21 protein-coding genes are annotated in these 20,425 nt (G+C 63.4%); 9 read left to right on the forward strand and 12 right to left on the reverse strand.

Annotated elements, in window-relative coordinates; all coding sequences use genetic code 11:
• Window positions 1-32: 32 nt before the first annotated feature.
• Window positions 33-1,337, reverse strand: coding sequence for a putative porin (locus SFA35_RS07455; RefSeq protein WP_320576776.1), 1,305 nt, complete (start codon window positions 1,335-1,337; stop codon window positions 33-35).
• Between the two features lie 287 nt (window positions 1,338-1,624).
• Between SFA35_RS07455 and SFA35_RS07460 the strand changes: the two genes are divergently transcribed.
• Entirely contained in the window at window positions 1,625-2,749 is a 1,125-nt protein-coding gene (locus SFA35_RS07460; RefSeq protein WP_320576778.1) for a GNAT family N-acetyltransferase, read from the forward strand.
• Window positions 2,750-2,871: 122 nt separating this feature from the next.
• Here SFA35_RS07460 and SFA35_RS07465 read toward each other — a convergent pair whose 3' ends face one another.
• The 3 genes from SFA35_RS07465 to SFA35_RS07475 form a co-directional block, all read right to left on the reverse strand.
• Window positions 2,872-4,707: an ABC transporter ATP-binding protein gene (locus SFA35_RS07465; RefSeq protein ID WP_320576779.1), complete on the reverse strand. Its 1,836-nt coding sequence runs from the start codon at window positions 4,705-4,707 to the stop codon at window positions 2,872-2,874.
• 62 nt (window positions 4,708-4,769) lie between these two features.
• On the reverse strand, window positions 4,770-5,333 hold the full coding sequence (locus tag SFA35_RS07470) for a peptidylprolyl isomerase (protein WP_320576781.1): 564 nt from the start codon (window positions 5,331-5,333) through the stop codon (window positions 4,770-4,772).
• 217 nt (window positions 5,334-5,550) lie between these two features.
• On the reverse strand, window positions 5,551-6,489 hold the full coding sequence (locus SFA35_RS07475; protein ID WP_320576783.1) for a LysR family transcriptional regulator: 939 nt from the start codon (window positions 6,487-6,489) through the stop codon (window positions 5,551-5,553).
• A gap of 194 nt (window positions 6,490-6,683) precedes the next feature.
• Here SFA35_RS07475 and SFA35_RS07480 point away from each other — a divergent pair, with 194 nt between their 5' ends.
• The gene (locus SFA35_RS07480) at window positions 6,684-7,577 is read left to right on the forward strand and encodes a carboxylate/amino acid/amine transporter (RefSeq protein WP_320576785.1); all 894 of its coding nucleotides are present in this window, start codon (window positions 6,684-6,686) and stop codon (window positions 7,575-7,577) included.
• On the opposite strand, the gene SFA35_RS07485 is transcribed toward SFA35_RS07480, so the two are convergent.
• Genes SFA35_RS07485 through SFA35_RS07495 form a run of 3 tightly spaced genes read right to left on the reverse strand, consistent with a single transcriptional unit; the run spans window position 7,551 to window position 9,549 of the window.
• Window positions 7,551-7,964 (reverse strand): type II toxin-antitoxin system VapC family toxin, encoded by a 414-nt coding sequence (locus SFA35_RS07485; protein WP_320576787.1) that lies wholly within the window; start codon window positions 7,962-7,964, stop codon window positions 7,551-7,553. The genes SFA35_RS07480 and SFA35_RS07485 overlap by 27 nt on opposite strands.
• Window positions 7,961-8,251 carry a FitA-like ribbon-helix-helix domain-containing protein gene (locus SFA35_RS07490; protein WP_320576788.1) on the reverse strand — a complete coding sequence of 97 codons (291 nt, stop codon included), beginning with the start codon at window positions 8,249-8,251 and terminating at the stop codon, window positions 7,961-7,963. Before SFA35_RS07490 ends, SFA35_RS07485 begins: the two co-directional genes overlap by 4 nt.
• The gene (locus SFA35_RS07495; RefSeq protein ID WP_320576789.1) at window positions 8,248-9,549 is read right to left on the reverse strand and encodes a mechanosensitive ion channel family protein; all 1,302 of its coding nucleotides are present in this window, start codon (window positions 9,547-9,549) and stop codon (window positions 8,248-8,250) included. The genes SFA35_RS07490 and SFA35_RS07495 overlap by 4 nt, the downstream gene beginning before the upstream one ends.
• Before the next feature lie 159 nt (window positions 9,550-9,708).
• Here SFA35_RS07495 and SFA35_RS07500 point away from each other — a divergent pair, with 159 nt between their 5' ends.
• The 4 genes from SFA35_RS07500 (at window position 9,709) to SFA35_RS07515 (ending at window position 13,596) form a co-directional block, all read left to right on the forward strand.
• Window positions 9,709-11,055, forward strand: a complete 1,347-nt coding sequence (locus SFA35_RS07500) for a DEAD/DEAH box helicase (protein WP_320576793.1) — start codon at window positions 9,709-9,711, stop codon at window positions 11,053-11,055.
• A 105-nt stretch (window positions 11,056-11,160) separates the two neighbouring features.
• On the forward strand, window positions 11,161-11,574 hold the full coding sequence (locus SFA35_RS07505; protein ID WP_320576795.1) for a transcriptional regulator: 414 nt from the start codon (window positions 11,161-11,163) through the stop codon (window positions 11,572-11,574).
• A gap of 228 nt (window positions 11,575-11,802) precedes the next feature.
• Window positions 11,803-13,251 (forward strand): NCS1 family nucleobase:cation symporter-1, encoded by a 1,449-nt coding sequence (locus SFA35_RS07510; protein WP_320576797.1) that lies wholly within the window; start codon window positions 11,803-11,805, stop codon window positions 13,249-13,251.
• A gap of 201 nt (window positions 13,252-13,452) precedes the next feature.
• Entirely contained in the window at window positions 13,453-13,596 is a 144-nt protein-coding gene (locus SFA35_RS07515) for a PA1414 family protein (RefSeq protein ID WP_320576799.1), read from the forward strand.
• Window positions 13,597-13,671: 75 nt separating this feature from the next.
• On the opposite strand, the gene SFA35_RS07520 is transcribed toward SFA35_RS07515, so the two are convergent.
• The 3 genes from SFA35_RS07520 to speB are packed head-to-tail and all read right to left on the reverse strand — an operon-like array spanning window position 13,672 to window position 16,653.
• Window positions 13,672-15,192 (reverse strand): purine-cytosine permease family protein, encoded by a 1,521-nt coding sequence (locus SFA35_RS07520; RefSeq protein WP_320576801.1) that lies wholly within the window; start codon window positions 15,190-15,192, stop codon window positions 13,672-13,674.
• Between the two features lie 43 nt (window positions 15,193-15,235).
• A complete protein-coding gene (locus SFA35_RS07525; RefSeq protein ID WP_320576802.1) occupies window positions 15,236-15,706 on the reverse strand; it encodes a YybH family protein in 471 nt (156 codons plus the stop codon).
• Window positions 15,703-16,653 carry an agmatinase gene (gene speB / locus SFA35_RS07530; protein ID WP_320576803.1) on the reverse strand — a complete coding sequence of 317 codons (951 nt, stop codon included), beginning with the start codon at window positions 16,651-16,653 and terminating at the stop codon, window positions 15,703-15,705. Before speB ends, SFA35_RS07525 begins: the two co-directional genes overlap by 4 nt.
• A 166-nt stretch (window positions 16,654-16,819) precedes the next feature.
• Between speB and SFA35_RS07535 the strand changes: the two genes are divergently transcribed.
• The 3 genes from SFA35_RS07535 to SFA35_RS07545 all read left to right on the forward strand — a co-directional run bounded on the left by SFA35_RS07535 (window position 16,820) and on the right by SFA35_RS07545 (window position 18,755).
• Complete coding sequence (locus tag SFA35_RS07535) at window positions 16,820-17,713, forward strand: LysR family transcriptional regulator (RefSeq protein WP_320576804.1); 894 nt, start codon at window positions 16,820-16,822, stop codon at window positions 17,711-17,713.
• 84 nt (window positions 17,714-17,797) lie between these two features.
• Entirely contained in the window at window positions 17,798-18,130 is a 333-nt protein-coding gene (locus SFA35_RS07540; protein WP_320576805.1) for a YceK/YidQ family lipoprotein, read from the forward strand.
• Between the two features lie 25 nt (window positions 18,131-18,155).
• Window positions 18,156-18,755: a tRNA-uridine aminocarboxypropyltransferase gene (locus SFA35_RS07545; protein WP_320576806.1), complete on the forward strand. Its 600-nt coding sequence runs from the start codon at window positions 18,156-18,158 to the stop codon at window positions 18,753-18,755.
• Here the strand turns inward: SFA35_RS07545 and SFA35_RS07550 are convergent.
• Complete coding sequence (locus SFA35_RS07550; protein ID WP_320576808.1) at window positions 18,740-19,393, reverse strand: HAD family hydrolase; 654 nt, start codon at window positions 19,391-19,393, stop codon at window positions 18,740-18,742. The two genes, SFA35_RS07545 and SFA35_RS07550, sit on opposite strands and share 16 nt — an antisense overlap.
• Window positions 19,394-19,434: 41 nt before the next feature.
• On the reverse strand, window positions 19,435-20,424 hold the full coding sequence (locus tag SFA35_RS07555) for an ABC transporter ATP-binding protein (protein WP_320576809.1): 990 nt from the start codon (window positions 20,422-20,424) through the stop codon (window positions 19,435-19,437).
• Window position 20,425: the final 1 nt, after the last annotated feature.

The following is a 20,425-nucleotide window of genomic DNA, read 5'->3' on the forward strand; positions in this document are numbered from 1 at the left end:
CCTGGCGCGTTTGTTCTTGCGGGGGCTGCGGCTTAGAACTTGGCTTCCAGATCCAGCTGCAGGGTGTTCAGGTCGACGTCGGTACGGTTCGCGACAGCGGTGTCGGTCTTGGCGAGGAAGTAGGTCACGCCCAGGCCGAAGTTCTTGTCGATGTCGTAGCCCAGCTTGATCTTGTGACCGCGCGAGCCGGTATAGCCGTTGGCGAAGTCGGAGTCGGTGAAGGCACCCACGACACCGTTCTTCTGCACGTCACGGTAGTTGTAGTCGACCGAGAAAGCACCCAGCTTCGATTTGATACCGGCCAACCAGGCTTCGTCCGCGCCGTCGGTGGAAGCACCGTTGTGCACGTATTGACCGTACACGGCCAGCGGGATTGGCAGGGTCTTTATGTCGACCTGGCCGAACAGTTCGTACAGCTTGAACTCGTTGGTGGTGTTGCCGTTCTGGATCAGCGTGCGCGTGGTGGTCGTGCCGTTGGACGCCACGGTGGTACCCGCAGCGGTGCCGTCATCGTTGGAGTTGTTGTAGTTGTAGATGCTGCCGCCGGCCGTTACGCCCACCACATCACCCAGGTTGAACTTGCCACCCAGCTGACCGGCGTACAGGCTCAGGTCGTGGTTGAACTGATAGCCTTCGCCGTCGACGTTGTCCTTGAGGGTGTAGTAGCCGATGCTGCCGAACAGTTCGGCGTTCTTGTTGATCGGCAGCTTGTAGGTCGCGGCCACGCCTTCGGGGTTGACGTCGCTGTCCCAGATGATGTCGCCCATGCTGACCCACGGCTGCAGCATCTTGCCGCCGATCAGGTGCAGGTTCTTGATGGCGGTCGGGTGCCAGTCGAGATAGCCTTCATCCAGCCACAGGCTTTTCTTGGTAAAGCCGTTGTTCAGGTCCTGGTTGGTCGAGCGCGAGTCGGCGCTGCCACCCGTGGCGACACGGATGCCGGCATCGACCTGCGGGTCGATTTCGCTGTACACACCGAAACGGGCACGAACGCGCTGGCGGTCGGCGGTACGGTTGTTGTCCAGGGTCGAACCTTCGGTCTTGATGTTCTCTTCGCGAACGCGCACGTCGCCGGTGATCCTGGTCTTGGAGGCCCAGGCCACTTTCTGGTCCCAGGCGTTCTGCTTGGCGACGGCGTCGGCGGTGGCCTGCTGGGTCACTTTCTGGTCATTGGCCAGGTCAGCTTGCAGTTCGGCATACTGGGCGTCAGTGATCGAACCGTTGGCCTTGAGCATCGCCAGCAGTTTCGCGTCGACCGCGGCATTGGCCGGGGTGCTCATCGCCATCAGCAGGGTCGAACACAGGCCGATACCGGTAAAGGTAGAAAGAAGACGCATACGTTGCTCCGTAATGTTTAAAGTTGCAGTTGCCTGCTCTGTAGGGGATTTATCCCGAAAGGCCCTGAACAGAAGGCTCTTGGTTCCAAAAGGTGGCGCAAGTATTGCGATTGGTTATTACAGAGTGATGGCAAATCGATGGCTTAGCGATGACATGAAAGCCCTTTGTCATTTCGCTGAAACCGCTCTGAAATGGCACTGTTGAGGGAGGCGATACACATTCCCGGCTGATCGGGCGATACTTGCGGCGCTGCCACCCATCTCGACCTGCATGGTGGAAAAAACCGATGTCGCTGACCGTGCTGCACCGTCTTGCCGACCTGCCCGCCGCACAGTGGGACGCCTTGCTGCCGGCTGCTCAGCCGTTCATGCGCCATGCCTTCCTCAGCGCCGTGGAAGACAGCGGCAGCCTGGGCAAGGGCTCCGGCTGGCGCGCCGAGCATGTATTGCACATGCACGAGGGGCAGGTGCTGGCGGCCTTGCCGGCCTACCGCAAGTGGCACTCCTATGGCGAGTACGTGTTCGATCATGGCTGGGCTGACGCCTGTCGCCGCGCCGGTATCGACTACTACCCCAAACTGCTGGCGGCGGTGCCGTTCAGCCCAGTGGCCGGGCCGCGCCTGTTGGCGGCCACGCCGGCCGACGGCCTGGCGCTGCTGCAGGCGTTGCCGGGTTATCTTGAGATCGAGGATCTCTCCAGTGCACACATCAACTTCACCGAGCCCACGCTCGATGCCATGCTGGCAGGCGAGGAAGGTTGGCTGCAGCGGCTAGGGTGCCAGTACCACTGGCAGAACCGCGGCTACGGCGACTTCCAGGATTTTCTCGACACGCTGGCCTCACGCAAGCGCAAGCAGATGCGCAAGGAGCGCGAGCAGGTGCTGGGGCAGGGCATCGGTTTCCAGTGGTACAGCGGCCATGAGCTGGGCGAAGCCGACTGGGATTTCGTCTACGCCTGCTATGCCAATACCTATGCCGTCCGGGGCCAGGCGCCTTACCTGACGCGCCTGTTCTTCAGCCTGCTGGCCGAGCGCATGCCCGAGGCCATCCGCGTCGTGTTTGCCGTACAGGGCGCCCAGCGGGTGGCCATGGCGTTCAGCCTGGTGGCCGGTGACACCCTCTATGGGCGCTACTGGGGTTGCCTGGCGGAGTACGACCGCCTGCATTTCGAGACCTGCTTCTATCAGGGCATGGACTATGCCATCGCGCACGGCCTGCAGCGCTTCGATGCCGGGGCCCAAGGCGAGCACAAGTTGATTCGCGGGTTCGAACCGGTGATCACGCATTCCTGGCACTACTTGCGCCACCCTGGATTGCGCGCGGCGGTCAGCGAGTTTCTCGAAGCGGAGCGGGTAGGGGTGCTGGCGTACGCTGAACAAGCGAGGGGCGCCTTGCCGTACCGGCAAGGCTGAGACCGGATGGGCCGTGGGAGGCTGCGCAGCGCTCCATTGTATCTAGATCAAACCGGCCTGGCGGCTTCTCGGGGGCTTTGCCCCCTCCCAGGGTCAGTTCAGCCTTCAGCCTGTCATGGCGGTCAATCCATCCCGACAAACCCGCCGGTCTGGTGATGCCACAGCCGCGCGTATAGCCCGTGCTGTGCCAACAATTCACTGTGGCTGCCGATTTCGACGATGCGGCCCTGTTCGAGCACCACCAGACGGTCCATCTTGGCGATGGTCGAGAGGCGGTGGGCGATGGCGATCACGGTCTTGCCCTTCATCAGGGTTTCCAGGCTTTCCTGGATCGCCGCTTCCACCTCGGAGTCCAGCGCCGAGGTGGCTTCGTCCATGATCAGGATCGGCGCGTTCTTGAGCAGTACACGCGCAATGGCGATGCGCTGACGTTGCCCGCCTGACAGCTTGACCCCACGCTCGCCCACATGTGCCTCGAAGCCCAGGCGGCCCTCGGCATCGGACAGCAGCGGGATGAACTCGTCGGCGCGCGCCTTGCGCACCGCTTCCCACAGCTGCTCGTCGCTGGCGCCGGGGCGGCCGTACAGCAGGTTTTCGCGGATCGAGCGGTGCAACAGCGCGGTGTCCTGAGTGATCATGCCGATCTGCGCGCGCAAGCTTTCCTGGGTGACCTGGGAAATATCCTGGCCGTCGATCAGGATGCGGCCGTCAGGCAGGTCGTACATGCGCAGCAACAGGTTGACCAGGGTCGACTTGCCGGCACCCGAAGGGCCGATCAGGCCGATTTTTTCGCCGGGGCGGATGTCCAGGGTCAGACCGTCGATGATCGCCCGGCTGCCTTTGCCGTAGTGAAAGTCGACGTCTTCGAAGCGCACGTTGCCGCGGCCGATCTTGAGGGTTGGCGCGCCTTTCTGGTCGGTCACGCTGACCGGCTGGGAGATCGACTCGAGGCCGTCCTGGACCATACCGATGTTTTCGAAGATACCGTTGACCACCCACATGATCCAGCCAGACATGTTGACGATCCGGATCACCAGGCCTGTGGCCAGGGCGATGGCGCCCACGGTGATCAGGCTCTCGCTCCACAGCCACAGGGCCGAACCCGTGGTGCCGACGATCAGCATGCCGTTGAGGGTGGTGATGACCGTGTCCATGCTGGTGACCACACGGCTGGCCAGCTGGGTCTTGACGGTCTGTTCGGTGATCGCTTCGCGCGCGTATTGCTGTTCCAGGTTGGTGTGGGCGAAAAGTTTGAGCGTGGCGATGTTGCTGTAGCCATCGACGATGCGGCCCATGAGCTTGGAGCGCGCTTCGGAAGACACCACCGAACGCTCCTTGACCCGTGGCACGTAGTAATACAGTACGCCGATGTAGCCGAAGATCCACAGGATCAGCGGGATCATCAGGCGCCAGTCGGCCTCGGCGAACAGCACCAGTGAGCCCACCGCATAGATCACCACGTGCCAGATGGCATCCACGGCCGCCACGGCCGAATCGCGCAGCGAGTTGCCGGTTTGCATGATGCGCTGGGCAATGCGCCCGGCGAAGTCGCTTTGGAAGAAATTCAGGCTCTGCTTGAGCATCTGGCTGTGGTTCTGCCAGCGAATCAGGCTGGTCATGCCAGGCGCGATGGTCTGGTGCACCAGCAGGTCATGCAGGCCGACGAAGATCGGCCGCAGGATCAGGGTCACCACCAGCATCCACGACAGCTCAAGGGCGTGGTTGCCGAAGAAGTGCGGATCTGGCGTGCCCTGGGCCAGGTCGATGATCCGGCTCAGGTAGCTGAACAGTGCCACTTCGATCAGCGCGCCGATCAGGCCGACCACCAACAGCGCGGCGAAGCTGGGCCAGACCTGCTTGAGGTAATAGATATAGAAGGGCAGGACCGTTTTCGGGGGCTCCTCCGTGGGCGCTTCGCGAAAGATATCGATCCATTGCTCGAAACGACGGTAGATCATCGGGGAAGGGCTCCTTTACAGCGCCGGCCCGTGAGGGGCCGGCTTTGAACGGAAAGCAGCGATCAGGGCAGGCGCTTGGCCACTTTGATCAGTACCGGGTCGACCGGCACGTTCTGCTGGCCTTGCTGGGTGGAGGTCTGCACGGCAGCGATCTGGTCGACCACTTCCATGCCTTTGACCACCTTGCCGAACACCGCGTAGCCGAAGTCGCGGCCGCCGTGGTCGAGGAAGTTGTTGTCCTTGTGGTTGATGAAGAACTGGCTAGTGGCCGAGTTGACGTCCGAGGTGCGCGCCATGGCCAGGGTGCCACGGGTGTTGTGCAGGCCGTTGTCGGCTTCGTTCTTGATTGGCGGGTTGGTAGGTTTTTCGACCAGTTGCGGGGTGAAACCACCGCCCTGAACCATGAAGCCCGGAATCACCCGGTGGAAAATGGTGCCGTTGTAGAAGCCTTTGTCCACATAGGCGAGGAAGTTGGCGGTGCTGATCGGCGCTTTCTCGCCGTCCAGTTCGACCACGACGGCGCCAAAACTGGTGTCCAGCTCTACTTGCGGGTGCTTGGCATCGGCGGCCAGCAACTGGCTGGCGAAGAGGACGGTACCGGCGGCAACGAGCAGTTTTTTCAGCATTGAATCGAATCCTTGTAGTCGATGGGGTCAGCGTCTGGCCAAGCGCAACGCGATACAGCGTGGGTGAGTTTTCGATAACCGCCAGTGCCGCAGCGGTTATGAGTGTTACCGGGTGTTCCTTCAAGCCGACCGGGGGCAGCATGGTCGGCGCTGATGATAAGGGTAGGACAGATGATAGGCGAGAGTCGTTCCAGCGCTGTCGGCGCCGGTCCATGGCTCAGGCCGGTTCGACCACGTGGAGCGGCAGGGTGGGGGGCAGTTCGTGCAGCGGCGCTACGTCGAATTTGCGCAGCAGATCGATGAGAATCTGCGTCGCCGGGCCCATGGGCTTGTCCTTGTTGGCGTAGAGATAGAAGGTGGGGTGGCGGCTGCCGCCTTGCTCCATGGGCAAGGCCTTGAGCACGCCCTCGGCCAGCTCGCGGACGATCAGGTGGCGCGGCAGCCAGGCGAAGCCCAGGCCGTTGCCGACAAAAGTCGCGGCGGTGGCCAGGCTGCCCACGGTCCATCGCTGCTCGGCGCCCAGCCAGCCGACGTCGCGCGGCTGTGAGCGGCCCGAATCGCGGATCACCACCTGCAACTGGCTTTCCAGGTCCTGGAAGTTCAAGGGCCGGTTGAGCCGGTGCAGCGCGTGTTCAGGCTGGGCCACGGCGACGAACTCCACGGCGCTCATCTCGGTGCCCAGGTACCCCGGGATGCTGAAGCCACTGATGGCCACGTCGGCGACGCCTTCCTGCAACACTTCTTCAACCCCCGACAACACCTCTTCGCGCAGGCGCACCCGGCAGCCACGGCTCTGGGGCATGAATTCGGTCAGCGCGCGCACCAGCCGCGTATTCGGGTAGGCGGCGTCGACCACCAGGCGTACCTCGGCTTCCCAGCCCTGCTCCATGTGGTGGGCCAGGTCCTCGAGTTGCGCAGCCTGCTTGACCAGCTGCCGCGAGCGGCGCAACAGCACGCCGCCGGCTTCGGTCAACACCGCCTTGCGCCCGTCGATGCGCAGCAGTGGCACACCGAGCTGGTCCTGCATGCGTGCCACGGTATAGCTGACCGAGGACTGCGAACGGTGCAACGCCTCGGCGGCCTGGGCAAAGCCCCCATGGTCGACCACCGCCTGCAGGGTTCGCCATTGATCGAGGGTGACACGCGGCGCTTTCATCGAAGACTCCTGCAGCTGGGATCGGGCGCCTGACGCGCCGGGCAACGTTGAACAATGTCGAGCAGAGTAGAGCATCGGCTCTATAAAACAACTTGTCTGATGTGTTTTGACTGTATCCTTGGCGATTCAATCGATTTTTCATGAAGGCTTTGGCCTCAGCCCCTGTCAACCAGACCTTCCCACAGAGCTGCGCAATGCCCTACCTGTTGCTTGTCACCCTTATTCAGGCCTTGTCCTTCAACCTCATCGGCGCCTACCTGGCGGGCCATGTCGACAGCTATTTTGCCGTGCTGGCCCGGGTGTTGATCGCCGGTCTGGTGTTCATCCCGCTGACCCGCTGGCGTCAGGTTCCAGCCAGCGTGGTACGCCGCCTGCTGCTGATCGGCGCCTTGCAGTTCGGTGTCACCTACGTCTGCCTGTATCTGAGTTTTCGCGTGCTCAGCGTGCCGGAGGTGCTGCTGTTCACCATTCTCACGCCCCTGCATGTGACCTTGATCGAAGACGCCCTCAACCGCCGCTTCAACCCTTGGGGCCTGCTGGCGGCACTGACGGCGGTGATTGGGGCAGCGGTGATCCGCTACGATCGCATCAGCACCGACTTCTTCCTCGGGTTTGTGCTGCTGCAGGTCGCCAATTTCACCTATGCGGCCGGGCAGGTGTTGTACAAACACCTGCAAGCCCGCTCGCCCGGCGACGAACCCCAGTATCGGCGCTTCGGCTACTTTTTCGTCGGTGCCTTGCTGGTTGCCTTGCCGGCGTATCTTGCCTTCGGCAATCTGCAACGCCTGCCCCAGACCTCGCTGCAATGGACCGTGCTGGTGTTCCTCGGCCTGATCGCCACTGCCTTTGGCATGTATGCCTGGAATAAAGGCGCCAGCCAGGTCGGCGGCGCGACGCTGGCGGCGATGAACAACCTGCATGTCCCGGTGGGCTTGTTGTTGAATCTGCTGCTGTGGAATAAGCAGGAGCCGCTGGCGCGCCTGGCCGCAGGCGCGGCGATCATTCTGCTGTCGGTATGGATTGCCCGGCGCTCGGCCCGGCGGCCGCTGGCGAGCGATCGTTCAGCACCAAGGGTCGATCACCTCTAGCCCCGCTGCCCTGTACGGGGCCGTGCCCCGGGAAGCGATGGCATAGCCGCGTGCCGCCGCCGTGGCGGCTATATAGCCATCCGGCGTTGGAAATCCCCGACCGTTGGCGCGTGCCAGAACAGCGAGCTTGGCGTGATGGGACGCGGCATCGGTGTCAAACGGCAGGACCCTTCCCTCGAACAACCCCAGCAGCCCTTTTATCGCCAGACCAAGGTTGTCCTTGCGCTGACCTTCGGGCAGAACGGCGACGCCAAACAACATCTCGGCGACCGTCACACTCGAGATGTACAGCGTCGCAGCCTCCTGGGCATTGAGCCAGTCGACTACAGCAATAGCGGGCTGGGGTCGAAGTGCTTCGCTTAGAACATTGGTATCCAGAACAATCATTCAAACCTCATGGGCTCGGCGGGCTCGGTGTCCCGCGCCTGCGTCAGTGCTTGGACATCTTCCTCATCAAGATCGAAGCTGCGACCCAGGGCCGTCAATGCGTCGCCCAGTTTCAGTCGCGCCTGCGGACGCACCGCCGTCGTCAGGATGTCTCTGACCTCCGCCTCGGTGCTGCGACCATGTTCGGCAGCCCTTAGTCGCAGGGCACGGTGTACTTCATCGGGCAGATTTCGCACTGTGAGAGTCGCCATCAGGTAAGCACCTTTGCTTTCATTGATAGCAATCATGATGCAGTGCTTTCATTAGTGCAATGGCTGAAGAGTGCCGTCGTCTGGCCGCGAACCTGACCCGCCAGAGCCACGCGCATATCCCCGCCACTCGGCTGTTGATACACCGCCAGGCCGAAATCCGGGACCAGCGCCAGTAGGTAGTCGAAAATGTCGCCCTGCACCCGTTCGTACTCTGCCCAGTCGGTGGTGCGGGTAAAGCAGTAGATTTCCAGCGGTACACCCTGGGCGGTGGGTTGCAGCTGACGGACCATGCAGGTCATGCTCGGCTGGATGTCAGGGTGGTTTTTCAGGTAGGCCAGCGTGAAGGCACGCAGGGTGCCGATGTTGGTCATCTGCCGGCGGTTGGCGGCGAGCTCGCCGCGCGGCTCGTTCCAGCTGTGCAGTTCGAGTTGCTTGCGCTGCAGGTAGTCGCCCAGCAGGTGCACCTGGCCCAGGTGGGCCTGTTGCGCCGGGTCGAGGAAGGCGATGCTGCTGGCGTCGATAAACAGGCTGCGCTTGATGCGCCGGCCGCCTGATTGTTGCATGCCGCGCCAGTTCTTGAAGGACTCGGCCATCAGACGCCAGGTGGGAATGGAGACGATGGTCTTGTCGAAATTCTGCACCTTGACGGTGTGCAAGGTGATATCCACCACATCGCCATCAGCGCCGACCTGGGGCATTTCGATCCAGTCGCCGACCCGCAACATATCGTTGCTGGTCAGCTGCACGCTGGCGACGAAGGACAACAGTGTGTCCTTGTACACCAGCAGGATCACCGCCGACATGGCCCCAAGGCCCGACAGCAGCAGCAACGGCGAGCGGTCGATCAGGGTGGCGACGACGATGATGCCGCCGAAGACGAACAGCACCATGCGCGCCAGCTGCACGTAGCCCTTGATCGAGCGGGTGCGGGCGTGTTCGGTGCGCGAATAGATGGCCAACAGCGCGTCGAGCAGGGCGCTGGTCGCCAGCAGCAGAAACAGTACGGTCAATGCCAGCGCCACGTTGCCCAGCACCGTGGCGGTGCCGGGTGCCAGCTGCGGGATACCGCGCAGGCCGAACTGCAGCACCAGCGACGGCACGGTTTGCCCCAGGCGATGGATGACCCGGTGCTGCAACAGGTCGTCGAGCCAGTGCAGCGCGGCTTGAGCACTGAGGGCTTGGGTCACCCGCAACAGGGTGGCGCGGGCCACCTTGCCGGCGAGCCACGCGCACAGCAACAGCAGGGCCAGGCTCAGGCCGGCGGCCAGCCAGGGTTGTTGGTCGAGGGCGCTCAACAGTTGCTGCACCTGTTGCCAGCCGTGGGAAATCATCATCGCAAGTCTGCTCGTTCATCGGGCGAGGCGGCGATTAAAGCGCATCGGCGCGCCGAAGCCACGGCTTGTACCGTTACAGGAAGTAAAGAAATTCGGCGCAGGCCGCGGAAACCGTTACGCTATGCAGTTGAATTCAAGTACTTCGCCGAGGTAACACCCGTGTTTTCCCAATTCGCCCTGCACGAACGCCTGCTCAAAGCCGTGGCCGAGCTTAAATTTGTCGAGCCTACGCCGGTGCAGACGGCGGCCATTCCGTTGGCCCTGCAGGGCCGCGACCTGCGGGTGACGGCGCAGACCGGCAGTGGCAAGACCGCCGCCTTCGTCCTGCCGATGCTCAACCGCCTGATCGGCCCAGCCAAGGTTCGCGTCGACATCCGCGCGCTGATCCTGCTGCCGACCCGCGAACTGGCCCAGCAGACCCTCAAGGAAGTCGAGCGCTTCTCGCAGTTCACCTTTATCAAGGCCGGGCTGATCACCGGCGGCGAAGACTTCAAGGTGCAAGCTGCGATGCTGCGCAAGGTGCCGGACATCCTGATCGGCACCCCGGGCCGCCTGATCGAGCAGCTCAATGCCGGCAACCTGGACCTCAAGCACGTCGAGCTGATCGTGCTGGACGAAGCCGATCGCATGCTCGACATGGGTTTCTCGGAAGACGTCCAGCGCCTGGTCGAAGAGTGCCCGAATCGCCAGCAGACCCTGCTGTTCTCGGCCACCACCGGCGGTGCAGGCCTGCGCGAGATGATCGCCAAGGTGCTCAAGGACCCCGAGCACCTGCTGATCAACAGCGTCAGCCAGCTCGCCGAAGGCACCCGCCAGCAGATCATTCCGGCTGACCACAACGTGCACAAGGAGCAGATCCTCAACTGGCTGGTGGCCAACGAGACCTACCAGAAGGCGATCATCTTCACCAACACCCGGGCCATGGCCGACCGCCTGTACGGTCGCCTGGTGGCCCAGGACTACAAGGTGTTCGTGCTGCACGGCGACAAGGACCAGAAGGACCGCAAGCTGGCCATCGACCGCCTCAAGCAGGGTGGCGTGAAGATCCTCGTGGCCACCGACGTCGCCGCCCGCGGCCTGGACGTCGAGGGCCTGGACATGGTGATCAACTTCGAGATGCCGCGCAGCGGCGACGAATACGTGCACCGCATCGGCCGCACCGGTCGTGCCGGCAACGAAGGCCTGGCCATCTCGCTGATTTCCCATGGCGACTGGAACCTGATGTCGAGCATCGAGCGCTACCTCAAGCAGACCTTCGAGCGCCGAGTGATCAAGGAAGTCAAAGGCAGCTACAACGGGCCGAAGAAGGTCAAGGCCTCCGGCAAGGCTGTGGGAGTCAAAAAGAAGAAAACCGATCCGAAGAAGGGCGACAAGAAGGCCGTGGCCAAGGGCCCGACCAAGCGCAAGACCGTCAACCGGCCGAAAGCCGACGCACCGTCGCTGGTCAGCGGCGACGGCCTGGCCCCGCTGCGCAAGCGCAAGCCTGCCGCACCGGCTGGCGAATAAGGCCGGCTGGCTTGCTCGCGCCAGCCTTTCCCGGAACGGCTGGCGCCTGTTTGGGTCACAACTGATGCAAAACCCTATCACTTGAGTGTTGGAGGTTTCATCAGCATGGATACCCCGAAAAAATACAATTGGGACCTGATCGAGCGTCTGTTGCACGAGGTGCAGAACGGTGCCGACCACAGTTTCACCCCGCGCCCCTATGCCGAGCAGCACGCTGCTGCGCAGGCCGCTCAGGGCGCCAGCGTCGGCGATCTGGATCGGCTCAAGGCCGATGCCAGCGAATACGAGAAGCTGTTGCTGGAGCGCGGCTTCATCGAGCCGCGCCCGGAGGGCGAGGGCGGCAATGGCGAGAATTTCGTCCTGACGCTGCGCGGTTCGAGCCTGTTGAGCCTGCTCGACAGCAGCATCCCGGGCAACGATCACCCGCGTCAGGTGCTCGATGAACAGCCGGACGCGCTGGCTCCCGCCACCTTCGACCAGGTGGCGAGCAAGGCGCAGATTGCCGGAGGCAGTATCTAGCTGCCTTGAAGATCGGGCCGGCCGGTGGCCGGCTTGATGCTATTGCCCTCTTTCAGCGCAATCCGCACCCATTTTGCGCGAATTGCGTCGACTTAATCCCGCCACCCCCCGCAAACTGGCCGTTCCAGGCAATGGCATACATCCTGCTCCACGTTTGGCTCAACAATCGTATACAACAGTGCTAGCGACTCGCCATGAGCCGTGGCCGTTGTCTCAAGGAGGCAAACGATGACCGAGCAATTGCCCAAGGGGTACAGCCCACGCCTGTACAACGCGGACCTGGGGCCCGTGCCGCAGACCTGGAGTTGGTACAACATTTTCGCCTTCTGGATGAGCGACGTGCACAGCGTCGGTGGCTATGTGTTCGCCGCCAGCCTGTTTGCCCTCGGGCTGGCCAGCTGGCAGGTATTGATCGCCTTGCTGGCGGGGATCTGTATCGTGCAGCTGATCGCCAACCTGGTCGCCCGTCCCAGCCAGCAGGCGGCGGTGCCGTTCCCGGTGGTCTGCCGGCTGGCCTTTGGCGTGTTCGGCGCCAACATTCCCGCCGTGATTCGCGGCCTCATCGCCGTGGCCTGGTACGGCGTGCAGACCTACCTGGCCTCCAGCGCGCTGATCATCGTGGTGCTGCGCTTCTTCCCCGGCATGGAAATCTACACCCACATGACCTTTGCCGGCCTGTCGTACCTGGGCTGGTTCGGCTTCCTCGCCCTCTGGGTGTTGCAAGCGGCGGTATTCTGGACCGGCATGGATTCGATCAGACGCTTCATCGACTGGGCAGGCCCCGTGGTGTACGCGGTGATGTTCCTGCTGGCGGCATGGATCGTCTGGAAAGCCGGCTGGAACAACATCAGCTTCACCTTGTCGGAAAAATCCTTGAGCGGCTGGCAGGCGTTCAGCCAGATCATCATCGCCACGGCGCTGGTGGTGTCGTACTTTTCCGGGCCGACGCTGAATTTCGGCGATTTCAGCCGCTATTGCCGGAGCATGAGCGACGTGCGCCGCGGCAATTTCTGGGGCCTGCCGGTGAATTTTCTGGCGTTCTCGCTGGTGACCGTGGTCATCGTCTCGGGCACCTTGCCTGTGTTCGGTGAAATGCTGCACGACCCGATCGCCACCGTGGCGCGCATCGATAACAGTGTGGCGGTGCTGCTAGGTGCCTTTGCCTTTGTCACAGCGACCATCGGCATCAACATCGTCGCCAATTTCGTCTCCCCGGCCTTCGACTTCGCCAACGTGTCGCCTAGCCGGATCAGCTGGCGCGCCGGCGGCATGATCGCCGCCGTGGCTTCGGTGTTCATCACGCCATGGAACCTGTTCAACAACCCGGCGGTGATCCACTACACCCTCGACGTGCTGGCAGCGTTCATCGGCCCGCTGTTCGGCATCCTGCTGGTGGATTACTACCTGATCAAGCAACGCCAGGTCGACGTGCCGGCGCTGTTCGACGACAGCCCGTCGGGTCGCTATTACTACACCAAGGGGTTCAACCGCACGGCGATCTATGCGCTGATTCCGGCCACCCTGATGGGCGTGGCGATCACCTTCATTCCCTGGTTGCAGGTGCTGGCCAATTTCGCCTGGTTCACCGGATGCGGCCTGGGAGCCTTGTTTTACCTGGGTCTGGCCTGGCGCGAGCGCAGCCGCTACCGAGCGCCGCTGGCCGCAGTCGGGGTCTGAAACGCTGGGGGGCGGCGCGCCGGCGAGCGCCCCCATTCATCCGAAGGAAGTGAACGCTTAGGGTCGGTTCGAGCTCTTTTGTAATAGATGTTGCATCTGGTCGCACTTTTTAGTGGTTCCAAATGTAATCCAAAGGACTATGATCAAGGCGAAGTGACGACAGAATTCCCGTCACTCAGGTTTACCCTTGAGGGGGGCATCATGAAATCCGACCTGTTTTCTTCCGGCCAACTGTACAACTGGCTTCATGACCTGGCTGTCGCGCTTGGCTTGATCCCACCGCCGCTGCAACCTGTGCCCATCCCCACCGAAGATGACCGCCGGCGGCAGAAGCCGCGGCGCTGATCGATTCCCGAAACGTCGAAGGGGCGGTACCGTCACGGTAACCGCCCCTTCGTCGTGGCAGCGGACTTCATGCAATCAAGCGTGGGCCTTGACTGCCGAGGTGGTCGAGTGCGAGCGGCTGCGTGGGTCCCCTGGGCCATACACCTCTGGCAATTCCGGGAACAGGCTGAGCAGCGCCAGGTACACCAGCGCGGCCAGGCCCAGGGTCACCGGCAGGCTGATGTCGATGCCGCCTGCCAGGTTGCCCAGGGGGCCGACGAACTGCCCCGGCAGGTTGACGAAGCACAGCCCGACCAGCGCACTGGGAATCCAGGCGCCCATGCCGCGCCAGTTCCAGCCGTGGCTGAACCAGTAACGCCCGCCGGTCTCGCCGCGGGTGAACACCTGCAGGTCGTTCGGGCAGTACCAGCCACGGCGGGTCAACAGGCCCAGTAGCATGATCACCATCCAGGGCGTGGTGCAGGTGATGATCAGCACCGCGAAGGTCGAAACGCTCTGCACCAGGTTGGCGGCAAAGCGCCCGATGAAGATGAACGCGATGCTCATGATGCCGATCAGCAGGGTCGCCCTGACCCGCGACAGCACTCGCGGGAACACGCTGGACATGTCAAGGCCGGTGCCATACAGCGAGGTGGTGCCGGTGGACATGCCGCCGATCACTGCCAGCAGGCACACCGGCACGAAGAACCAGGTCGGCGACACCGCCAGCAGGCCACCGACATAGTTATTGCTGGCGATGTAGTCCGGCGCCTTGACCGCGACGATGGTCGCCGTGGCCAGGCCGAACAGCGACGGCAGCAGGGTCGCCAGTTGCGCGAGAATCACCGCGCCTAAGATGCGTACCTTGGCCGTGTCGCGCGGTATATAGCGCGACCAGTCGCCGAGAAAGGCGCCGAACGAGATCGGGTTGCTCATCGACACCAGTGCGGCGCCGATGAAGGCCGCCCAGAACCCTGGCTGACCCATGCCGACGGTGCCGGCATAGGCGCTGTCGAAGGTCGGCGCGAACGCCACCACGCCCAGCAGGAACAGCACGCTGGCCACGGTCACGGCGATCTTGTTGACCCACAGCATGAAGCGAAAGCCGTAGATGCACACCACCAGCACCAGCAGGGCGAACAATCCATAGGCCAGGCCCAGCGTCAGGTCGGTTTCCGGCAGCCCGATCAGGCGCTTGGCGCCCCCCACCAGGGCATCCCCCGAGCTCCATACGGAAATCGAGAAGAAGGCGATGGCGGTCAGCAGCGAGAGGAACGAGCCGACGATGCGCCCGTGAACGCCGAAGTGCGCACCGGAGGACACGGCGTTGTTGGTGCCGTTGATCGGGCCGAACAGGCCCATGGGGGCGAGAATCAGCGCGCCGACCACGATGCCCAGCACGATCGCCCAGGCCCCGGCCTGGAACGACAGGCCGAACAGCACCGGGAAACTGCCGAGCACGGCGGTGGAGAAGGTATTGGCGCCGCCGAAGATCAGGCGGAAGAGGTCAAGCGGGGTGGCATTGCGTTCGTGGTCGGGGATCTGTTCGACACCGTTGGTCTCGATCTGGCTGATGCTCTGGTTCATGCTGGGACTTTTCGAGTTGTTATTAGTCATGGTCTGCTCCGATCATTGCGCCGCGCATCGTGTGCGGCGCTGGCTAAGGGGAGGGCAGTGGTTGTGCTACTGAAAGGTGTTCATGGCAGGCCAGCCAGCGGCCCTGGTTGTGTTCTTGTTGTTGTGGATCGTGTTGTGGATCGTGTTGTGGATTGAGCTGCGGACTCTGTTGCGATGACGAACGACGAAACACGATGGTCTCGCGCTCCTGGCTGCGGTACAGCTCCCCTTGCAGGCGCAGCTCGGTGGCCACGTCGTGGATGAAGATCGCCACGTCACCTTGCAGGCTGACGTAGGCATTGCGCGAGGTGCACGAGAGCACCTCGAAACCCTCGTCCCGGCGCCAGCCGTCCCACACTGCCTGGTAGGCGGCGCGGCTGAGCAACGGCTGCTCCAGGTTGTGAAAGACGAAACTGGCGTCCTCGCTGAAGGCGCCAAAATAGGCTTGCCGATCATTGCTGGCAAAGGCTTCGACGAGCGTGGCGGCGGCCTGCAGTACCTGCTCGACGCTCATCGGTGCACCACCCCTGGCAGCACGCAGAGCATTTCGTAGAGCAGGTTGGCGCCCAGCAGCGAGGTGTTGCCGGTGGTGTCATAAGGAGGCGAGACCTCCACCAGGTCACAGCCGACCAGGTCCAGGCCCTGGCAGCCGCGGATGATCTCGATGCCCTGGATGGTGGTCAGGCCGCCAATTTCCGGAGTGCCGGTGCCCGGTGCCCAGGCCGGGTCGATGCCGTCGATGTCGAAGCTCAGGTACACCGGGCCGTCACCGACCTTGGCGCGCACCTCTTCCATCAATGGGGTCAGCGACTTGTGCCAGCATTCCTCGGCCTGCACCACCCGGAACCCCTGTTTGCGGCACCAGTTGAAGTCTTCTGCGGTGTAGCCCTGGGCGCGCAGGCCGATCTGCACTACCCGGTCGCAGTCCAGCAGGCCTTCCTCGACTGCGCGGCGGAAGGTGGTGCCGTGGGCGATCTTCTCGCCGAACATGTGGTCGTTGACGTCGGCATGGGCATCGATGTGCACCAGCCCGACCTTGCCGTGCTTCTTGTGTATCGCCCGCAGGATCGGCAAGGTGATGGTGTGGTCACCGCCCAGGGTCAGGGGGATGACATCGTGCTCGAGAATGCTGTCGTAGGCCTCTTCGATGATGCGCACCGAGTCGAGCAGGTTGAAGGTATTGATCGCCACGTCGCCAATGTCGGCCACCGACAGCGAATCGAACGGGGCAGCGCCCGTGGCCATGTTGTAAGGGCGGATCATCACCGACTCGGCGCGGATCGAGCGCGGGCCGAAGCGGGTGCCGGCACGCAGCGATGTGCCGATGTCCAGCGGAATGCCGATGAAGGCTGCGTCCAGGCCTGCGGCGGTCTCGACCTGAGGCAGGCGCAACATGGTGGCGATACCGCCGAAACGCGGCATCTCGTTACCGCCCAGTGGTTGGTGCAGGATCTTTTCCACGGGTTTGCCTCATCTTTATGGTTATGCAGTGGGGTCGGAGTCTGCGCAAGGGCGTGCCTGGGAAGAATCCGCGACGGCAAATAGTTAGTTCAGAATTTTCTGAACTAATGCACAATTCACCCGACCACCCCAGCCACCCCCTCCTGCCGATACCTGTGAATCTTCCATGGCCAGTTCGCTCCCCGACCTGAAACTGTTGCGCATCTTTGTCAGCGTGGTGCGCCACCAGGGTTTCGCCAACGCCCAGCAGGAACTGAACCTCTCCACTTCGGCCATCAGCACCTACATGAGCCAGCTGGAATCGAGCCTGGGCATCGTGCTGTGCCACCGCGGCCGTGGCGGCTTCAGCCTGACCAGCAAGGGCGAGCTGTTTCACCAGGAAACCCTGCGCGTGCTGGGCGAGATGGAGGTGTTCGAGCAGTACACCGCGGCGCTCAAGGGCGAGCTGCGCGGCACCCTGAACCTGGGAGTGATCGATTCCACCGTCAGCGACAGCGCCTTTCCGTTCGCCGAGGCCATTGGCGCCTACAGCCAGGAGTACCCGGCAGTGCACCTGCACCTGTCGGTGTCCAGCCCCTATGAGCTGCAGATGGGCGTGCAGGAAAACCGCCTGGACCTGGCCGTGGGGTCGTTTTCCACGCGCATGAGCGGGCTGGTCTACCAGCCGCTGTACCGCGAGCAGCATTGGTTGTATTGCAGCAGCCGCCACCCTCTGTACAGCGAACGCCGCATCCCGGAAGAGGTGATCACTCAGCAGCGCATGGTCGGGCGCGGCTATTGGAGCCAGGCGGAGCTGGCGCGCCATGGCTTCAAGCACAGCGCGGCGACGGTGGAGAGCATGGAGGCGCAGCTGATTCTGGTGCTGTCGGGCGCGTACATCGGCTATCTGCCCGAGCACTATGCGCAGAGCTGGGCGGACAAGGGCGACTTGCGCGTGCTGTCCCCGGCCACCTTTGGCTACCAGGCGCCGTTCTCGATGATCGTGCGCCGCGGGCGCAGCCGGGAGCCGCTGATCCAGACGTTTCGCGATCTGCTCAAGAGCCAGGTCAATCCCGGGTGATCGGCATGCCTTTTCAGACGGGTCCTATTTTCTCTCACGGCCCTCAAGGCTAGCCTGCTGCATCTCCCCGCCGCAGGCCTGCCCATGAAACGCCTGATCATCGCCTCGCTCGTCACCGCCTGCGCCACTGGCTGCGGCACTATCAGCAGCACGTTTACCGACGACCAGACCGCTCGCCAGCGCCTCAAGGCCATGGGCACTCGCTGCGAGGCTGTCCCCAGGGTCTACAGCGGCATCGCTTATGATTTCTGCACCTTGCACGCCGACCCGGCGAGTGGCCCCGGCCCGGCGGGGCTGGCGATCAACAGCGTGCCGGTGGTGTTCTTCGATTTCCTGTTCTCCGGTGTAGCCGATACCCTCGTCTTGCCCTACAGCCTCTACCTGCAACACCGCGACGGCAGCCTTGAACTGCGCTGAGCAGCTTTGTGGCAAAATGCTCGACATGCCCAGACCCCAATGCCCGCGCTGCCTGCGCCCACTCGACCACTGCCTGTGTGCGCTGATTCCGGCGCTGCCCAGCCGTTCGCGGGTGCTGGTCCTGCAGCACCCCAGCGAGGTCGGCCACGCGCTGAACACCGCCCGGCTGGCGGCGCTGGGGCTGCGCAATAGCGAGTTGCTGGTGGGAGAGGTGTTCGAGGACCTGGCGCAGCGCTTGAACCTGCCCGGCTACCGGGCTTGTTTGTTGTTTCCCGGGCAAGAGGCGGCGATGCTCGAGCCGTATACCGCGCATCAACAGCCCCTGTTGCTGGTGGTGCCCGACGGCACCTGGCGCAAGGCGAAGAAACTGCTGCACCTCAACCCGCTGCTGGCGGGCCTGCCGCGAGTCAGCCTGAACCCTGTTGCGCCCAGCCGTTACCGCTTGCGCAAGGCCCCGGCGGCGGGCGCGCTGTCGACTATCGAGGCGGTCGCCCAGGCCCTGGAACAGCTGGAAGCGCCGGCCTCATTCGCCGCGCTGCTGCGACCCTTCGATGCCTTGATCGAAGGGCAGATCGCGGCCATGGGGCCGGACACCTTCGCGCGCAATCATCAACGCCACTCGTGAATCGGCCAGCCGGCCTGTTCGGCGTGGGCGCGCAGCACCGGGTCGGGGTTGACCACCTGCGGGTGGGCGACCTTGAGCAGCAGCGGCAGGTCGTTGCGCGAGTCGGAGTAGAAGCTTGCGCCGTCAAGGCTCTCGCCTTGTTCATGCAGCCATTGGGCCAGGCGCGTGACCTTGCCCTCGCGGTAGGTCAGCACGCCTTCGGTGCGCCCGCTGTACACGCCGTGGGCCACTTCCAGGTTGATCGCCAGTACCTCGTCGACCCCCAGGCGGTCGGCGATGGCCTGCACCAGGAACACTGCCGAGGCGGAGATGATCAGGATGCGGTCACCGGCCGCGCGGTGGCGGGCGATGGTGCGAGTGGCGTCGCTGAAGATGATCGGCTCGATGAAGTCCTCGACCCAGGGCCCCACCAGAAACTCGACTTCCTCGGGCGTGCGCCCGGCCACCGGCTCCAGGCTGAACGCCATGTAGTCCTCCATGGCCAGCTGGCCCTCGGCGTAGGCCTGCATCAGTTGCTTGTCCTTGCGCAGGAAGGACTCGGCGTCCACCCATTCCAGGCGCACCATCTGTTCGCTCCACAGGGACGCGCAGTCGCCATGGATAAGGGTTTCGTCCAGGTCGAAAATGGCTAACGGCATAACGGTCAATCTCCTAGTTCCTCAACCGAAGCGGCCAGCCCTCAGGCCACTTCACACAACGCCTCGGGGTCGATCGACAGCGATACCCGCTGACCGTTGGCCAGCAGGTCGCTGGCCGAGCGGTTGAGCACGTCGACCACCAGTTCCACCTCGCGCGCCAGCACCCGGTAACGGATCACGTTGCCCAGCAGGCTGTGGCTGCGGATTTCCCCTTCCAGCTCGCCGGACAGGCTCAGGCTGATGGACTCCGGGCGGATCGCCAGGCGCGAGCTCACCGGGCGTTGCAGCAGTTTACTCGCCCGCTCGGCATCGAGCAGGTTGTAACTGCCGATGAAGCCGGCGGCGAAGGCGTCCACCGGCGCCGTATAGAGGCTCTGGGCGTCGCCGCTCTGGACGATGCGGCCCTGGTTCATGAGGAAGATGCGGTCGCTCATGGTCAGCGCCTCTTCCTGGTCATGGGTAACGAAGATGGTGGTCAGGTTCAGCTCCTGCTGGATGGCGCGGATCTGCTCGCGCAGGTGCTTGCGGATACGCGCGTCCAGCGCCGACAGCGGCTCGTCGAGCAGCAGCAGGCGCGGGCGGGTCACCAGCGAGCGTGCGAGGGCCACGCGCTGGCACTGCCCGCCGGACATCTGGTGCGGATAGCGGTCGGCGAAAGCGGTCAGTTCCACCAGCCTGAGCACCTCGGCGACGCGCTGGCGACTCTCCTCGGCGGGGATTTTCTGCATGCGCAGGCCGAAGGCGACGTTCTGCTCGACGTTCATGTTGGGAAACAGCGCGTAACTTTGGAACACCATGCCGATGTCGCGCTTCTGCGGGCTCAGCGGCACTAGGTCCTGGCCATCGAGGAGGATCCTGCCGCTGTTGACCGAAGTCAGCCCGGCGATGCAACGCAGCAGGGTCGACTTGCCGCAGCCTGAGGGGCCGAGCAGGGTGATGAATTCGCCGCGGGCGATGGTGAAGTGGATGTCACTGAACACCGGTGTGGCGCCGTAGTGTTTTTCCAGCTGTTCGACACTGACGTAGCTCATA

This window comes from Pseudomonas sp. HR96, assembly GCF_034059295.1.
In the GTDB taxonomy this organism is placed as follows: domain Bacteria; phylum Pseudomonadota; class Gammaproteobacteria; order Pseudomonadales; family Pseudomonadaceae; genus Aquipseudomonas.

Excerpts from the sequence above, each read along its gene's own strand:
- SFA35_RS07480 (WP_320576785.1), top strand. The coding sequence starts at position 6,684 with ATGCCCTACCTGTTGCTTGTCACCCTTATTCAGGCCTTGTCCTTCAAC.
- SFA35_RS07460 (WP_320576778.1), top strand. The coding sequence starts at position 1,625 with ATGTCGCTGACCGTGCTGCACCGTCTTGCCGACCTGCCCGCCGCACAG.
- SFA35_RS07470 (WP_320576781.1), bottom strand. The coding sequence starts at position 5,333 with ATGCTGAAAAAACTGCTCGTTGCCGCCGGTACCGTCCTCTTCGCCAGC.
- SFA35_RS07485 (WP_320576787.1), bottom strand. The coding sequence starts at position 7,964 with ATGATTGTTCTGGATACCAATGTTCTAAGCGAAGCACTTCGACCCCAG.
- SFA35_RS07520 (WP_320576801.1), bottom strand. The coding sequence starts at position 15,192 with ATGACTAATAACAACTCGAAAAGTCCCAGCATGAACCAGAGCATCAGC.
- SFA35_RS07550 (WP_320576808.1), bottom strand. The coding sequence starts at position 19,393 with ATGCCGTTAGCCATTTTCGACCTGGACGAAACCCTTATCCATGGCGAC.
- SFA35_RS07535 (WP_320576804.1), top strand. The coding sequence starts at position 16,820 with ATGGCCAGTTCGCTCCCCGACCTGAAACTGTTGCGCATCTTTGTCAGC.
- SFA35_RS07490 (WP_320576788.1), bottom strand. The coding sequence starts at position 8,251 with ATGATTGCTATCAATGAAAGCAAAGGTGCTTACCTGATGGCGACTCTC.
- SFA35_RS07515 (WP_320576799.1), top strand. The coding sequence starts at position 13,453 with ATGAAATCCGACCTGTTTTCTTCCGGCCAACTGTACAACTGGCTTCAT.
- SFA35_RS07510 (WP_320576797.1), top strand. The coding sequence starts at position 11,803 with ATGACCGAGCAATTGCCCAAGGGGTACAGCCCACGCCTGTACAACGCG.
- SFA35_RS07465 (WP_320576779.1), bottom strand. The coding sequence starts at position 4,707 with ATGATCTACCGTCGTTTCGAGCAATGGATCGATATCTTTCGCGAAGCG.
- SFA35_RS07545 (WP_320576806.1), top strand. The coding sequence starts at position 18,156 with ATGCCCAGACCCCAATGCCCGCGCTGCCTGCGCCCACTCGACCACTGC.
- SFA35_RS07505 (WP_320576795.1), top strand. The coding sequence starts at position 11,161 with ATGGATACCCCGAAAAAATACAATTGGGACCTGATCGAGCGTCTGTTG.
- SFA35_RS07475 (WP_320576783.1), bottom strand. The coding sequence starts at position 6,489 with ATGAAAGCGCCGCGTGTCACCCTCGATCAATGGCGAACCCTGCAGGCG.
- SFA35_RS07525 (WP_320576802.1), bottom strand. The coding sequence starts at position 15,706 with ATGAGCGTCGAGCAGGTACTGCAGGCCGCCGCCACGCTCGTCGAAGCC.
- SFA35_RS07555 (WP_320576809.1), bottom strand. The coding sequence starts at position 20,424 with ATGAGCTACGTCAGTGTCGAACAGCTGGAAAAACACTACGGCGCCACA.
- SFA35_RS07495 (WP_320576789.1), bottom strand. The coding sequence starts at position 9,549 with ATGATGATTTCCCACGGCTGGCAACAGGTGCAGCAACTGTTGAGCGCC.
- SFA35_RS07455 (WP_320576776.1), bottom strand. The coding sequence starts at position 1,337 with ATGCGTCTTCTTTCTACCTTTACCGGTATCGGCCTGTGTTCGACCCTG.
- SFA35_RS07540 (WP_320576805.1), top strand. The coding sequence starts at position 17,798 with ATGAAACGCCTGATCATCGCCTCGCTCGTCACCGCCTGCGCCACTGGC.